The organism is Galbibacter marinus (assembly GCF_000300875.1).
Classification (GTDB): Bacteria; Bacteroidota; Bacteroidia; order Flavobacteriales; family Flavobacteriaceae; genus Galbibacter; species Galbibacter marinus.
This window is the reverse complement of sequence record NZ_AMSG01000008.1, coordinates 126,461-140,824: the sequence shown is the minus strand read 5'-3', so window position 1 is coordinate 140,824 and position 14,364 is coordinate 126,461. Positions and strand designations below refer to the sequence as shown.

11 protein-coding genes are annotated in these 14,364 nt (G+C 35.3%); 2 read left to right on the top strand and 9 right to left on the bottom strand.

The window, feature by feature from the left end; genetic code table 11:
• The first annotated feature begins 114 nt into the window (after positions 1-114).
• Together I215_RS08065 and I215_RS08060 are read left to right on the top strand one after the other, a co-directional pair.
• A complete protein-coding gene (locus tag I215_RS08065; protein WP_008991471.1) occupies positions 115-1,911 on the top strand; it encodes a serine hydrolase domain-containing protein in 1,797 nt (598 codons plus the stop codon).
• A 120-nt stretch (positions 1,912-2,031) separates the two neighbouring features.
• Positions 2,032-2,631 carry a 3-keto-disaccharide hydrolase gene (locus I215_RS08060; protein ID WP_008991470.1) on the top strand — a complete coding sequence of 200 codons (600 nt, stop codon included), beginning with the start codon at positions 2,032-2,034 and terminating at the stop codon, positions 2,629-2,631.
• A 105-nt stretch (positions 2,632-2,736) separates the two neighbouring features.
• On the opposite strand, the gene I215_RS08055 is transcribed toward I215_RS08060, so the two are convergent.
• The 9 genes from I215_RS08055 to I215_RS08015 form a co-directional block, all read right to left on the bottom strand.
• Positions 2,737-2,979, bottom strand: a complete 243-nt coding sequence (locus I215_RS08055; RefSeq protein WP_008991469.1) for a DUF6095 family protein — start codon at positions 2,977-2,979, stop codon at positions 2,737-2,739.
• Positions 2,972-3,847 carry an N-acetylmuramic acid 6-phosphate etherase gene (gene murQ / locus I215_RS08050; RefSeq protein WP_262486277.1) on the bottom strand — a complete coding sequence of 292 codons (876 nt, stop codon included), beginning with the start codon at positions 3,845-3,847 and terminating at the stop codon, positions 2,972-2,974. Before murQ ends, I215_RS08055 begins: the two co-directional genes overlap by 8 nt.
• Before the next feature lie 621 nt (positions 3,848-4,468).
• Positions 4,469-5,281: a DUF4249 domain-containing protein gene (locus I215_RS08045; RefSeq protein WP_040460015.1), complete on the bottom strand. Its 813-nt coding sequence runs from the start codon at positions 5,279-5,281 to the stop codon at positions 4,469-4,471.
• Position 5,282: 1 nt separating this feature from the next.
• Positions 5,283-7,655, bottom strand: a complete 2,373-nt coding sequence (locus I215_RS08040; protein WP_008991466.1) for a TonB-dependent receptor — start codon at positions 7,653-7,655, stop codon at positions 5,283-5,285.
• A gap of 94 nt (positions 7,656-7,749) precedes the next feature.
• Positions 7,750-9,975, bottom strand: a complete 2,226-nt coding sequence (locus tag I215_RS08035; protein WP_008991465.1) for an NADP-dependent isocitrate dehydrogenase — start codon at positions 9,973-9,975, stop codon at positions 7,750-7,752.
• A gap of 688 nt (positions 9,976-10,663) precedes the next feature.
• Complete coding sequence (gene rplS / locus I215_RS08030; RefSeq protein WP_008991464.1) at positions 10,664-11,014, bottom strand: 50S ribosomal protein L19; 351 nt, start codon at positions 11,012-11,014, stop codon at positions 10,664-10,666.
• A 108-nt stretch (positions 11,015-11,122) separates the two neighbouring features.
• A complete protein-coding gene (gene trmD / locus I215_RS08025; RefSeq protein WP_008991463.1) occupies positions 11,123-11,809 on the bottom strand; it encodes a tRNA (guanosine(37)-N1)-methyltransferase TrmD in 687 nt (228 codons plus the stop codon).
• A gap of 122 nt (positions 11,810-11,931) precedes the next feature.
• Positions 11,932-12,543, bottom strand: coding sequence for a tRNA (guanine-N1)-methyltransferase (locus I215_RS08020; protein WP_316928335.1), 612 nt, complete (start codon positions 12,541-12,543; stop codon positions 11,932-11,934).
• Between the two features lie 351 nt (positions 12,544-12,894).
• Positions 12,895-14,346: a glyceraldehyde-3-phosphate dehydrogenase gene (locus tag I215_RS08015; RefSeq protein ID WP_008991461.1), complete on the bottom strand. Its 1,452-nt coding sequence runs from the start codon at positions 14,344-14,346 to the stop codon at positions 12,895-12,897.
• Positions 14,347-14,364: the final 18 nt, after the last annotated feature.

Here is a 14,364-nt window from a genome sequence, read left to right as displayed (position 1 = left end):
AGTGTTTTTTAGCATTAGGATTTTTTTTTGCACTTAAGTGATGGTTTATTCCCTGCAAAAGTAGAAACCCTAACTTTCTATTTTTTAAATTGCGGTTTAAAGCACTTATTTAGAATGAAAGTATACCATCGCGTAATTAGTATTATATGTTTGTTCATATGCCTGTTCAATCTACAAGGGCAAGAAAGTAACTCCACTAGTTGTGTCTTATTAAGGAATCAAGCTAATGTCATTCCAATACAAAGTTTAGGCGGTAAAAAAATTGCGTATATTAATTTAAGTGACCAGCGTTTAGAGGTGTTTAAAAGCACCTTAGAAAATTACTTTCCTATCACTCTTTTAAATAAGGATGAATTTAATACTGATGCCCTTAGTTCTTACAATTATGTAATCTATGCACTGTCTGGAAAAAGCATTAATTGGGAATTGTTGTATAAGTTGTCTAAATTATCAACTAATACTAAAACAATTGCTGTTAGCTTTACACCCTTAACTCATTATAGCTTCAATGATTTTTTGTTTGAATCAGATGCCTTGTGTCAGCTCCCTGATAATTCTGTAAATAATCAACTGCAAGCCGGTTCTTTAATTTTTGGGGGCAGTGAATGCTCAGGTGTATTAACTATGCCTATAACTGATTATTATGGTAAAGGAAGTGGTCTTAGTATTCAAAATACCATACGATTAGGATACGCATTACCAGAGAAGGAAGGACTCGATTCTAACTACATCAATAATAAGGTTGATTCAATCATGAAAAGGGCTATTAACGAGCAAGCATTTCCTGGAGCTCAATTATTAGTTGCCAAGAATAACAGTATTATTTATCATAAATCTTTCGGATTTCATACCTATGATAGTGTTGTGCCTGTCTCCAATGAAGATTTATATGATTTAGCTTCTGTTACTAAAATTAGCGGTCCATTACCTATTCTGATGCAATTGGTAGATCAAGGAAAAATTGAATTGGATGAAAAGTTTAGTACTTATTGGAAGGACTGGCGCCGTCGTAAAGATAAAAAGGATTTAACCGTTAGGGAGGTGCTTGCTCATCAAGCTGGACTACAGCCTTATTATGTTTTTGTCAACGAAGTAATGAAAGATGGTGACTTTAGAAAAAGATTTGTTCGTAATGAGCCTAGTAGGCGATTTCCAACCCAAATTTACGATGGACTTTATATCAATAAGAATTTTCCTAGGAAAATGTACAGGATTTTAAATCGCTCCGAGGTATCACCAATAAAAAAATATAAATATTCTGGACTTAGTTTTATGTTGTATCCTAAAATGATTCAGCAGATTACAGGGGTTGCTTATGAGGATTATCTTTTGGATTCGATTTACAAGCCTCTAGGAGCCCGGCATTTTATGTTTAATCCAAAGGGCAAGTATCCAGATTCCTTAATTGTGCCTACTGAAATTGATACTATTTTTAGACATACTTTAGTAAAGTCTTGGGTTCATGATGAAAATGCAGGTCTATTAGGCGGGATTTCAGGAAATGCAGGACTTTTTGGTACAGCTGAAGATCTGGCCAAACTTATGTATATGTACCAATCTATGGGCACTTATGCAGGCAAGCGCATTATTTCTGAAAGCACTTTGAGAGAATTTACCACAATTCAGTATCCTGATAATGATAACAAGAGGGGATTAGGCTTTGATAAACCACTTATTGGTAATGCTGGATTGGATATTTCAAAAGCATCACCAGCACCAGAGGTGAGCCCTGAGAGTTTTGGTCATGGTGGATTTACTGGAACTTATGTTTGGGCAGATCCTATGCATCAAATTGTTTTCATATTTTTATCAAATAGGGTGTACCCAAATCGATCTCATTCTGCCTTATATCATTTAAATGTTAGGCCTTCCTTACAACAAGTTTTTTACACAGCGGGTTTAGATAACTAATAAAATCATCTTAGCAACTTTACATAAGAAAATGAAAGTTATTTCGTGTTGAATTGTTACTTTAAATCCTTATATTGGTTGCGAAAATTTAATTATTAACTATTTTATTTAAATTAATTTATGAGAATAGCAATCACCATGATAGGACTAGCACTACTTGGTTTTACCACATCCTGTCAATCCACGTCATCATTATTTAATGGAAAAAATTTAGATGGGTGGCAAGTATATGGAACCGAGAAATGGTATGTGAATGATCAAGGGTTATTAGTATCTGAAAGTGGCCCAGATAAGCAGTACGGTTATTTAGCCACTGAGAAAATCTTTAAGGATTTCGAAATCACTGCAGAGTTTAAACAAGAAGATAATGGGAATAGTGGAATATTCTTTAGATCTGATATTGAAGGAACAAAGATTTCAGGATGGCAAGCTGAAGTAGCACCGCCCAATCACGATACTGGAGGTGTTTATGAGTCTTATGGTCGTGGTTGGTTGATTAAGCCAGAGAAAGAAAAGGATCAGTACTTGAAGTTTGGAGAGTGGAATACCATGAAAGTTAGAGTAGTCGGTGATCATGTTACTACTTGGCTAAACGGACATCAAATGGTCGATTTTACTGATGAGAAAATTGGAGAAGCTACTGGTAAAATAGCCCTACAAATCCATGATGGGGGAGGTATAAAGGTTTTCTGGAAAAACATAAAAATCAAGGAATTGTAGAAGGTAAATTCCTGGTATAAATTATTAAAAGTGTTTGTGTCTGGAGCCCTCCAGATTCAGCACTTTTTTTTATGGCATTGTTTTAAAAAATGAAAATGGGTGCTTTTACTTAGCCTTAGAACCGAAGAAGGATTTCATAATGGTTTTTAAGCTGTAAAATCCCATAACAATTGCAGCAATTGCCAATAGTAATCCGACTATTAGCACTGGCCAATACCAAGGATGCCCTTGATTTTTAAAGGCCTGATAAATTACTATTGGAGCCGTAAACATCAACATTACCGTGTAAGCAAAATACTTTAAACTTGTTAATAGTAAGGCTCTATCTGTTTTTGGTGTTTTATCCATTTCGATAGGCATTAACTGCTTTTCGTACACTACCATTGGATGCTAATAGTTCTTTTGCTAGTTGGTGTGATACTCCAATTTCATCAACAATCATTTGAATGCCGCGGTTGACAAGCTTATGGTTACTCAATTGCATATCTACCATTTTATTTCCCTTTACGCGTCCTAATTGGATCATCAAGCTCGTTGAAATCATGTTGAGCACTAACTTTTGTGCTGTACCAGCTTTCATTCGAGAGCTGCCAGTTACAAATTCTGGACCTACAATAACTTCAATAGGATATTGAGAGACTAACGACATTGGACTATTTTGGTTACAGGTAATGCATCCAGTAATGATATTTTGTTGATTGCATTTCTCTAGGGCCCCTATCACATATGGGGTTGTTCCAGAAGCTGCAATCCCAATAACAGCATCATTGGATGAGATTTTATGTTTCAGTAGATCTTCCCATCCCTGTTCTTTACTATCCTCTGCATTTTCTACCGCTTTACGGATGGCCTTATCACCACCCGCAATTAATGCAATAACTAAATCTTCAGAAACACCAAAGGTTGGAGGACATTCCGAGGCGTCAACAACTCCTAGACGGCCACTGGTGCCTGCTCCAATATAGAACAATCTTCCTCCATTTTTTAGTTTAGGAACGATTGCTTTTACGAGTATTTCAATTTCGGGTATGGACTGCTTTACTATCTGGGGGACAGTTTGGTCTTCTTTATTTATATTCTGGAGCAATTCTAGAATTGACATTTTTTCTAAGTCGTTGTAATGCGATTCTTGCTCTGTAGTTTTTGTAAATTCCATTTGGCAAAAGTAAAGATTATTAGTTAATACTGTACAGAAAGTGCCGAGTTTATCCCTTATGTTGTGAAAACTGTTGAACCCTTAAATATCCTAATTAAATTGCTACCTCAAATTATCTTGCGGGTTATTTTAAAATATTTGGTTGCACTTTTGGATTCTTTTTCCTTGGGGCAATAACAAGGGTGACCTGTATTAAGTCATGTTTTTATTGTAGATTCCTCTCCAAGACTTGTAATTTAAGATAAGAATTCTCAAAATAAGGAAAATGAACTAATTTGTTTAGCGCGATTTTAAGTTCTCAGTGGAGTAGATAAATTGGAGCGATGATGTATTGTTAATAATGTAAGTCAATTGGGATATGGAAATAATTGCCTGCTGTGCATTCTGAAAATCTAGTAGAAGTGAATGTCCCATCTATTTTTGATATGTTTCCATTTCCCGTTGTTCCCAGATTCACTAGTTTAGGTTTCTGTTAATAACTAAGTTCCAAAAATGGTGAATTGTTGACCTCTAGTCCCATCGTCGTTGCTACAGCTAATTATGGTCAATAGAAGTTCAAAAAAGATATTTTTTATGTCTCAGAGTAAATTAAATAGTACCTTTTACGAGTTATATTGTTATGATGTATATTCCTTTACATAGGCTGGTCTTTGTTTTCTCTCCCTTTTTTTATCTCTGAAATTAATCTACAACATAGGTGTAGGTATCTTCTTGAGAGACCCTGAAATAGCCTAAAGCGTAATTTTCTGGATTACTCATATTAATTATATTTCCTTTTACCGTTGCAGGCTGGGTTACAAACGGTCCTAAACTTTCTCCAGACTGGGATATAAGTGTAAACATGTAATTATAGTATTGTTTAGAAATCCCATAAAGACTTACTTGAACCTGCTCAGATTGCTTTAGTTCCTCACTTACAAATATGGCAAACATTTCATTTCCGTTGAGTAAGCGATCTTCAATGACATTGATAGTATGATCATTTTCTGCCTCGAATTTATAGAAATAATAATTTTCTTCATCTGCTGGATCTTCAAAATACGCCTTAAGTTCAATATAGTCATTTGAAAATACAGTTCCGTCGTTCTGGGTGATGTATGCTAGATCTGTAACTGTTACCATATTTTCTTTACCCTGGAATAGCTGTTCCTGATATTGAATGATTAAGGTGTAAGACATATTTTCTTGAGCGTTGAAATGATCGGTAATATATATCCCTGAGTTTGCTTCTTCGATAAAATCGTATCGTTGGCCTTGATCGTTTTCTATATAAACTATTGCCCCAGTAGCGGGTGATACTTCTGATTCAAAATAAGGTGTGGTTTGACTCAATATAATTCGCTGAAGTCTACCATCGGTCTCCTTGCTCCAATTAATGGAAGCCTCAACTACAAGCCTAGGATCTTCAGTCTTTAGTTCAACGTCCACGACCTCTTCACAGGATATAAGCATCAGAGGTAGTAGCAAAGCGAATATATAACAAAGGTCTCTCATTTTAAAATCTAAAATTATAGGTTATGGAAGGTATAATGCCAAATATAGAAAGCTTTACAGCCTCATTTTGATTAGTCTCCAAGTCTTCTCTAAAAGAAAGAGAAGCTGCGTTCTTGCGATCATAAATGTTGTATACGCTAAAGACCCATTCTCCACGCCACCCACTTTTCTTTTTAGGTATTGGAGTATAGGTAGCAGAAAAATCTAGTCGATGATAAAAGGGGAGACGATTCTTATTTCGAGAACCGAAGTTTGGAAAAGTTGTGCCTTCATATTGGTATTGTCCAATTGGATAGGTGGTTGGTCTACCAGTTTGAAAAATAAAATTACCTGCTAAACTCCAGTTATCTGATAAACTATAACTGGCTGTAAGTGAAATGTCATGGGTTTTGTCGTATGGAGTATTATACCACTGACCTTGGTTAATTCCAGGTTCATCTGGAGTCCTTCCCGGAGTTTTTTGTTCTGATTTGGAAAGGGTATAGGATAACCAACCCTGTAAATTCCCTGAATTTTTTTTCAGTAATACTTCTAAACCATAGGCTTGTGATTTTCCATTTAAGATTACTTGTTCGATTGCTTGGTTGGCAATGAGATCCGCCCCATCAATATAATTAACTCTATTTTTTATGAACTTGTAAAACACTTCAGTTTCTATGGAGTAATTTTGTCTGAAATTTTTAAAATAACCTAAAGCATACTGATCGAGAATTTGAGGTTTTATATAAGTGCCACTTGGAGCCCATACATCCAAAGGAGTAGGGGAGCTAGTATTTGAAATAAGATGTAAATATTGAGACATCCTATTGTAACTCGCTTTAATGGATTGCGAGCCATCTATAAGGTAAGATATTGCAAACCTAGGCTCAAAGTTGTGGAAAGTCTTTAGGGACTCACTTTTACTTGAAGAAATTGTGTCTATAGGAGTTGCTTTTTCATAAATATCCAAAGTTTGATTGAATCTTACTGGCATATCGTCCTCATAGGTATAATATTCGCGTTGACCCAGGCGTATAAAATTACTAAAACGCAAACCGTAAGCAATGTTGATTTTATCAGATAGCTTTTGATCCACTTGAACATATACCGCAGTTTCGTTGGCATATTTATCAATTAATTTTAAATAGTTTACCCCAGAGGATTCATTTTGAGGTATGATTTCACCTGGATTGAATTTATAATAAATGTTTTGCAACCCATATTGCAATTCAATATCATTTGAAAGATAATGTCTTAAGTCGTATTTTACATTGAAATTCTGGATGTTACTATTCCATTTGAAACCGACAAAGTCCAGTGATAGCCCATAGTAATAATCACTGTATATCAATGAGAGATTTGAGAATAGTTTGTCAGAAAACAGGTGATTCCATCGAAGATTTGCCACTGAATTTCCATAAGAATTTTTAAAACTATCATCCACATCAAACACATCCCGTCCAAAATATCCAGAGATATAAATCGAGTTTTTGTCGTCAATTTTAAAATTAAGCTTTGTGTTTAAATCATAGAAAAAAGCGGTATTATCATTCTCTGTAAATTTTAAAAATAAATGAGCATAGGAACTCCTACCTCCAATTAAAAATGAACTTTTATCCTTGACAATAGGACCTTCAGCTAAAAGGCGCATTGAGAGCACACCTATGCCTCCAGTTAGATTGAAATCCTTACTATTGCCTTCTTTTTGATAGATGTCAAGAACAGATGAAACCCTTCCACCATATCGAGCAGGAATGCCACCTTTATAGAGCTTAACATTTTTAATAGCATCAGGATTAAAGACAGAAAAGAAACCGAATAAATGATCAGAGTTAAAAATGGTAGCCTCATCTAAAAGGATTAGATTTTGATCAGTAGCGCCACCACGGACATTAAAACCTGAGGAAGCCTCCCCAGCATTACTAACCCCTGGAAGTAATAATAAGGATTTAATTACATCGGTTTCTCCTAGGACAGCAGGTATTTTTTTTATAGTAGCAATACTTAAATTGTTGACGCTCATTTGCGGAGTTTCCACATTGAGCTTCTCAAGGTCTTCCTGCACTACTACCTCTTGTAGAAATTCAGTTCTAGGGGTTAATTTAAAATTTATTTTAGAAGACCTATCTAAGGTGACCCTTTGGTCGATGGACTGATAGCCAAGGTAACTCACCAGTACGCTGTGAGATCCTTTAGGGATTGTGATAGAGTAGAATCCATAAACATTTGTGGAGGTTCCGATGTTGAGTTCTGGAATAATTACATTTACCCCAATGAGTGTTTCATTACTATTGTAATCGGTAATCACTCCACTAAGTGTGATTTTATCCTGGCAATGCCCCATTAAAGCCACCAAAAGTAAGATGACTAGAATAAACTTTTCTCTATAATACATAGATTCAACCAATTGGTATCCTTAAAAATAAGAAAACCTCCATTGATAATGGAGGTTTTGATTTAATATTAGGAGTAGTTTATTCTTTTAACGATTAAAGCGTGTCCAAAATAGAATTAAAGGTTGTACTCGGACGCATAGCCCTGGTAGTCTTTTCAACATCAGGTTGATAATATCCACCAAGTTCTACTGCTGAACCTTGTGCCTGATTTAATTCTTCTACGATTACAGTTTGTTTTTCAGTTAGCGCTTTAGCTACAGGTTCAAAGGTAGACTTTAATTCTGCGTCTTGGCTTTGTTCTGCTAATGCCTGTGCCCAGTACATTCCTAAATAGAAGTGACTTCCTCTTGTGTCTAGTTCACCAACTTTTCTAGAAGGAGATCTATCCTGTTCTAAGAATTTTTCAGTTGCCTGATCCAAGGTGTTTGCTAAAACAAGGGCTTTGGGATTGTTGTTCACATTACCAAAATGTTCCAAAGAAACCGCTAGTGCTAGAAACTCTCCAAGAGAATCCCAACGTAAGTGACCTTCTTCCATAAATTGTTGAACATGTTTAGGAGCTGAACCACCTGCACCGGTTTCAAATAATCCACCACCGTTCATTAAAGGAACAATAGAGAGCATTTTTGCACTTGTACCTACCTCGAGTATAGGAAATAAATCAGTCAAATAATCGCGTAACACGTTACCTGTAACAGAGATAGTGTCCTTACCTTCCTTAATTCTAGCTAAGGTGTAAGCAGTTGCTTTTGCTGGAGACATGATCTTTAAGTCTAACCCCTGAGTATCGTGATCCTTTAAGTAAGTATTTACCTTTTTGATTAGCTCTAGGTCATGAGCTCTATTTTCATCTAACCAAAATACGGCTGGGGTATTGGATTCACGAGATCTGTTTACAGCAAGTTTTACCCAATCTTGAATTGGTAAATCCTTTACTTGACACATTCTCCATATATCACCAGATTCAACTTTATGCTCTAAAATCACAGTGCCTTGATTATTTAATACTTGTACAACACCATCAGCTTGAACTTCAAAAGTTTTGTCATGTGAACCGTATTCTTCAGCTTTTTGAGCCATAAGACCTACGTTAGGAACTGTTCCCATGGTAGTTGGATCAAGTGCACCATGTTTTTTACAAAAATCTATAGTCTCTTGATATACTGCTGCGTAACTACTATCTGGTATAACCGCTTTAGTGTCTTGTGATCTTCCTTGAGCATTCCACATCTGTCCAGAATTTCGAATCATGGCTGGCATGGAAGCATCAATAATAACGTCACTAGGTACGTGTAGATTGGTGATGCCTTTATCGGAATTCACCATGGCTAGGTCTGGCTGTTGCTCTAGTATTTGATCAATAGTTTCTTGAACAGCTGTCTTATCACTATCACCAAGTTCTTGAACTTTTTCTAATAATTCTGCCAATCCATGATTTGCATCGACATCCACCTTTTTAAGAATATCCCCATGTTTTTCAAACAAATCTTCAAAGAATACCTTTACTGTATGACCGAAAATAATAGGGTCAGAAACCTTCATCATGGTTGCTTTAAGGTGTACAGAGAATAACACCCCTTTATCTTTGGCATCTTTAACTTGCTTTTGTAAAAATGAAACCAATGCATTTTTGCTCATTACAGTGGCATCGATGATTTCACCCTCGAGTACTTGTAATTTCTCTTTGAGAACTGTGGTATTTCCATTTCCTTCCACCAACTGAATTTTAAGTGTATCAGCTGCTGGTATTGTTAAAGACTTTTCGTTTGAACAGAAATCTCCTTCTGACATGGTCGCCACATGGGATTTAGAATCTTGAGTCCAAGCTCCCATGCTATGAGGGTGTTTTTTTGCATAATTTTTAACTGCCTTAGGAGCTCTTCTATCCGAATTTCCTTCACGGAGTACTGGGTTAACAGCACTTCCTTTAATGCTGTCATATCTTGATTTAATATCTTTTTCCTGATCGTTACTTGGTTCATGAGGATAGCTTGGAATAGCAAATCCTTTTGCTTGTAATTCTTCGATTGCATTTTCCAATTGAGGGATAGAAGCACTGATGTTAGGTAACTTAATTATATTAGCCTCAGGAGTTTTAGCGATTTCACCTAATTCTGATAAATCGTTAGGAACCTGTTGGTCCGCATTTAATTTATCAGGGAATACGGCTAATATCCTTGATGCTAATGAAATATCCTTAGTTTGAATTGTTATGTTTGATGTTGCAGTAAAAGCTTTAACAACAGCTAACCATGAATAAGTTGCCAATGCAGGTGCTTCATCTGTTTTTGTATAAAGAATTTTTGGTGATTGTGACATTTATTTGAAGAACTAATTTTTGATTAAACTTCACAAATATACGATTTAATCCATTTTTTTGACCATAGAAAACAAAGCATTTACCCTTAAAAAGCAATATTTTAGCTTCACTGAGAAAACCCCTAATAAAAGGAGTGAAAACTAAGAAAATGGTAAATTATTAAGTGATTTTTGCGGAAGTAGTAACTTGAAATAAAAGAAAAAAGCCATATCAATACAATTTATGCTTTGATATGGCTTTCCTAGAAATAGATTTGTAAAATTTGCTTCTTTCTTTCGTTCTGCAACTTTACTACTCCATCTCTGTGAAACATTCTGTCCTCTTAATAATGTAATTAAGATCTAACTTCATGTTTCGATTCGTTGATTCTAAATTCCTACTAACACTTTAACTATAAAGTTACTGCACTTTCGGCACTGATCCTATTTTAATTTTTACATTAAAATAAAATTCAAACTTTCATCAAACCTAATTTGAAAATTACGTTGACAACCTATTTAAGAACAACTCGTTTTCCAAAAGCTCTATCAGCTTTCTTTAACAATAGTGTAAATATACAATCAAAATGAATACAAATCCAAATTATCAACTATTTATTAATCAACAGCTTATAAACCGGACTTATTAACAATTGTTAATAAAAAAACCACGTATAGCACGTGGTTTCTAAATCGTATTGTATTTTGATTATTTTCTAATCTCTTTGATTCTTGCTTTTTTACCAGTAAGACCTCTGAAGTAGAAAATACGAGCTCTACGAACTTTACCTCTTTTATTGATCTCAACCTTCTGTAGTGCTGGCATGTTTACAGGGAATATTCTTTCCACTCCAATAGTACCAGACATTTTTCTAATTGTAAAGGTTTCTGATGTTCCAGTACCTCTTCTTTGGATTACTACACCTCTAAAGAACTGAGTACGTTTTTTTTCACCCTCTTTAATTTCGTAGTATACAGTTATCGTATCTCCTGCTGCAAATTCAGGAAATTCCTTTTTTTCTACAAATTCGTCTTGTACAAATTTTACTAAAGGTTCCATTTCTTAATGTTTATAATAGATTAATTCAAGTAAACATTCACGATTCTCGTCAGAGGTTTAGCTGAAATCGGTTGCAAAATTAATCATTATTCATTAATATACAATTTTTTACAAATTATTTTTATCAAGTAAATCTGGCCTTCTTTCTTTGGTTCTCTGAAAGGCTTGTTCTTCGCGCCATTGTTCGATTTTTGGAAAGTTTCCACTCAGTAGTATTTCAGGCACTTTATGGCCTTTATAATCAGCAGGTCTTGTATACACTGGTGGGGCAAGTAAATCATCTTGAAAAGAATCTGTTAGGGCAGATGTTTCGTCATTAAGCACTCCAGGGATCAACCTAATAATAGCATCGCATAGTACAGCGGCACCTAATTCGCCTCCAGATAATACGTAATCACCAATAGATATTTCTTTGGTGACAAAAAGATCCCTTACGCGTTGGTCCACTCCTTTATAATGGCCGCAAAGTATTATTAGGTTTTTATAAAGCGAAAGTGAATTAGCAATTCCTTGGTCTAAGGTTACACCATCTGGGGTCATGTAGATTACTTCATCGTAGTTGCGTTGCGCTTTTAACTTCCTTATACATTTGTCAATTGGCTCGATCATCATCACCATGCCAGCACCTCCTCCAAACTGATAGTCATCCACGGTTTTATAATTATTGGTGCTATAATCTCTTAAGTTGTGAAAATGCACACTCACTAAATCTTTGTCAATGGCTCGTTTTAAAATAGAGGCATCAAAAGGACTTTTTAATAATTCTGGCAATACCGTAATAATATCAATTCTCATTTCACTTTACTTTTAAAGTACTGCAAAAGTACACCGAAGGTTGAAAGAAAGAAAACCTATTAAATAAAAAAACTCCTTAGTTGGGTGTTAAGGAGTTTAAGATCGTATTTTCTTGAATTTCTTTACTTAGATTTTGTGAGCTTTTGCTTATTGATTTCATCCTGTAATTGACGACGGGCCTTTTGTTCCCTCTCCAAAGCCTTTCTTCTGTGCTCTTCGTATTCTAGTTCCAACTCAGCTAAGGATTTCTTAGCATCTTGGGTTATGATGTTAGCATTTTTGAATTTGTAAACAAATAATCCTAAAATTAGTACTAAAACTACCACGATACCCCACATAATTCCTTTGTAGGCAGGTTTGTTTATCAAGGCTCCAAAAAATGAAATACTATCTTTTTCTTCGGTAACCGTAGCAAGATTATTGTTGCTTTCTGCTAATTGTGCATTTAATTCATTAATTTTCTTTTCTTGCTCTGCTGAAAGGTTTTTAGAAACCAGTAATTCGTTTTCTACACGTTTAACTGAGTCTAGGGTGTTATTCCTAAGAATGTACAACCAATTTTTCTTAACAACCTTGTAGTCTTGATAGTTATTTGATTTTTGAAAAATATATTCAAATTGATTTTCAATACTACCTGTGCTCAATGATAGTTTCTCCTCGTCTTCTTCTTGGGCTTGGAGGGTAAAGGTGGTTAGGAAAATTAGAATTACTACTTTAAAGAATTTCGTCATCATCGTCAATGCGTTAATAATGTTTATTTGGGGTTATTAATCCGTCGAATGTTTATGTGCAAACGAGCACAATATTAAGTTATTGTTCGTAAAAATAAAAAAGTTTATTGATGTTTTAGTCTTGAATTATGAATCTGATTGATAATCAGTGTATTTTATGGGAATTACTAACCGTAAAATTCTATGAAAATTACTTAGCAAAGCTCCTGTAATTAATCGATTAATCGCCTTTGAAGAGATTGTATTGTAAGAAATAACGATTGTATCTAAAACAAACATTCCTTAAAAACATTTGTTTTCGCATCTAAGATTATAAAAACAACACCTTAACTGAATGCTAAGGTGTGTCATAGTTTAATAATAAGTATATCGTCTAACCTTTGCTATATGTTTAGCAAGCCGCATCACTTGATGACTATAACCAAATTCATTGTCATACCATATATACAGTGTTATGTTCTTCCCATCACTAGATACAATGGTTGCGCTACTGTCATATATGGCAGGGGCGGAAGCTCCAATAATATCACTAGATACTAATTCATTGTTCAAGGAATATTTGATTTGCTCTACCAAATCACCCTCGAGGGCATATTTTTTAACAATGGTGTTTACCGCACTCAAAGAGGTTTTCTTTTCCAATTCAAGTTGAATAATAGCCAATGATCCGTTGGGTACGGGAACCCTAATAGCGTTGGAGGTTAATTTACCTTTTAACGATGGAATAGCTTTTGCAACAGCGCTCCCAGCACCTGTTTCAGTAATTACCATATTGATAGCAGCAGCTCTTCCACGACGATATTTGTGATGCATATTATCTACCAAGTTTTGATCATTGGTATAAGCATGTACACTTTGCAAGTGACCTTTTTTAATTCCTAAGCTTTCTTCAATTACCTTTAGTATTGGGGTAATAGCATTTGTAGTGCAAGATGCAGCGGAGAAAATAGCATATTTATCCAAGGGATATTGCTTTTGATTTACTCCATAGATGATGTTAGGGATGTCTTTTCCTGGTGCAGTCAGGAGAACCTTTTCAACGCCTTTTGCCTTAAGGTGTTTATTGAGGGACTTTTTATCTCTGTAGGCTCCAGAGTTGTCGATAAGTAATGCCTTTTCAATACCATAGGAGGTATAGTCCATTCCCTCTGGAGTTTTACTACTGATTAAATAAACGGTTGTACCATTAATAATGAGCGCTTTTTTTTGCTCATCGATGGTAACTGTCCCTGGAAAAACACCATGAACAGAATCGTGCTCTAATAAGGATGCTCGTTTAAGAAGAGCTTCTTTGTCGATCTCCCCACGGATTACGATCGCTCTTAGACGTAATTGTGATCCTAAACCAGTGCTATGCATGAGTTCTCTGGCCAATATTCTGCCAATGCGGCCAAACCCAAATAGTACGACATCCTTTGGTTGGATAGTACCTGAATTTTTGGCATGTCTGAGCTTATCAATGACAAAGGCTGTAGTGTCTAATAAACGATTTTCGCTCATATGGTATTCATAGGTCAGTTTCCCAAGATCAATCTTAGAAGGAGGTAGGTTCATGTTCTTAATGGCCTGGGCAATATCGACAGACTCAAAAATGGACATGGGTTTGTTTACAAAATCTCCAGCATACTTGTACAAATGCATGACATTACTAACATTTTGGTCGATGAGCGGGTTTCTGAATAGAACCAGTTCAATAGCATTTTCATACCATAAATCACTTACAATTTTAATAAGCTCGATGCTGGCTTTACGGCGGTCAGCCTGAAAAGCTAATTCTTTTTCATACGAAGTTGTTGTGGTTACCATTGTTGTTATTTAGCTTGT

What these genes read in the sequence shown, in the direction of transcription:
- I215_RS08065 (WP_008991471.1), top strand. Translation starts at nt 115, where the DNA reads ATGAAAGTATACCATCGCGTAATTAGTATTATATGTTTGTTCATATGC.
- I215_RS08060 (WP_008991470.1), top strand. Translation starts at nt 2,032, where the DNA reads ATGAGAATAGCAATCACCATGATAGGACTAGCACTACTTGGTTTTACC.
- I215_RS08055 (WP_008991469.1), bottom strand. Translation starts at nt 2,979, where the DNA reads ATGGATAAAACACCAAAAACAGATAGAGCCTTACTATTAACAAGTTTA.
- I215_RS08045 (WP_040460015.1), bottom strand. Translation starts at nt 5,281, where the DNA reads ATGAGAGACCTTTGTTATATATTCGCTTTGCTACTACCTCTGATGCTT.
- I215_RS08040 (WP_008991466.1), bottom strand. Translation starts at nt 7,655, where the DNA reads ATGTATTATAGAGAAAAGTTTATTCTAGTCATCTTACTTTTGGTGGCT.
- I215_RS08035 (WP_008991465.1), bottom strand. Translation starts at nt 9,975, where the DNA reads ATGTCACAATCACCAAAAATTCTTTATACAAAAACAGATGAAGCACCT.
- rplS (WP_008991464.1), bottom strand. Translation starts at nt 11,014, where the DNA reads ATGGAACCTTTAGTAAAATTTGTACAAGACGAATTTGTAGAAAAAAAG.
- trmD (WP_008991463.1), bottom strand. Translation starts at nt 11,809, where the DNA reads ATGAGAATTGATATTATTACGGTATTGCCAGAATTATTAAAAAGTCCT.
- I215_RS08020 (WP_316928335.1), bottom strand. Translation starts at nt 12,543, where the DNA reads ATGATGACGAAATTCTTTAAAGTAGTAATTCTAATTTTCCTAACCACC.
- I215_RS08015 (WP_008991461.1), bottom strand. Translation starts at nt 14,346, where the DNA reads ATGGTAACCACAACAACTTCGTATGAAAAAGAATTAGCTTTTCAGGCT.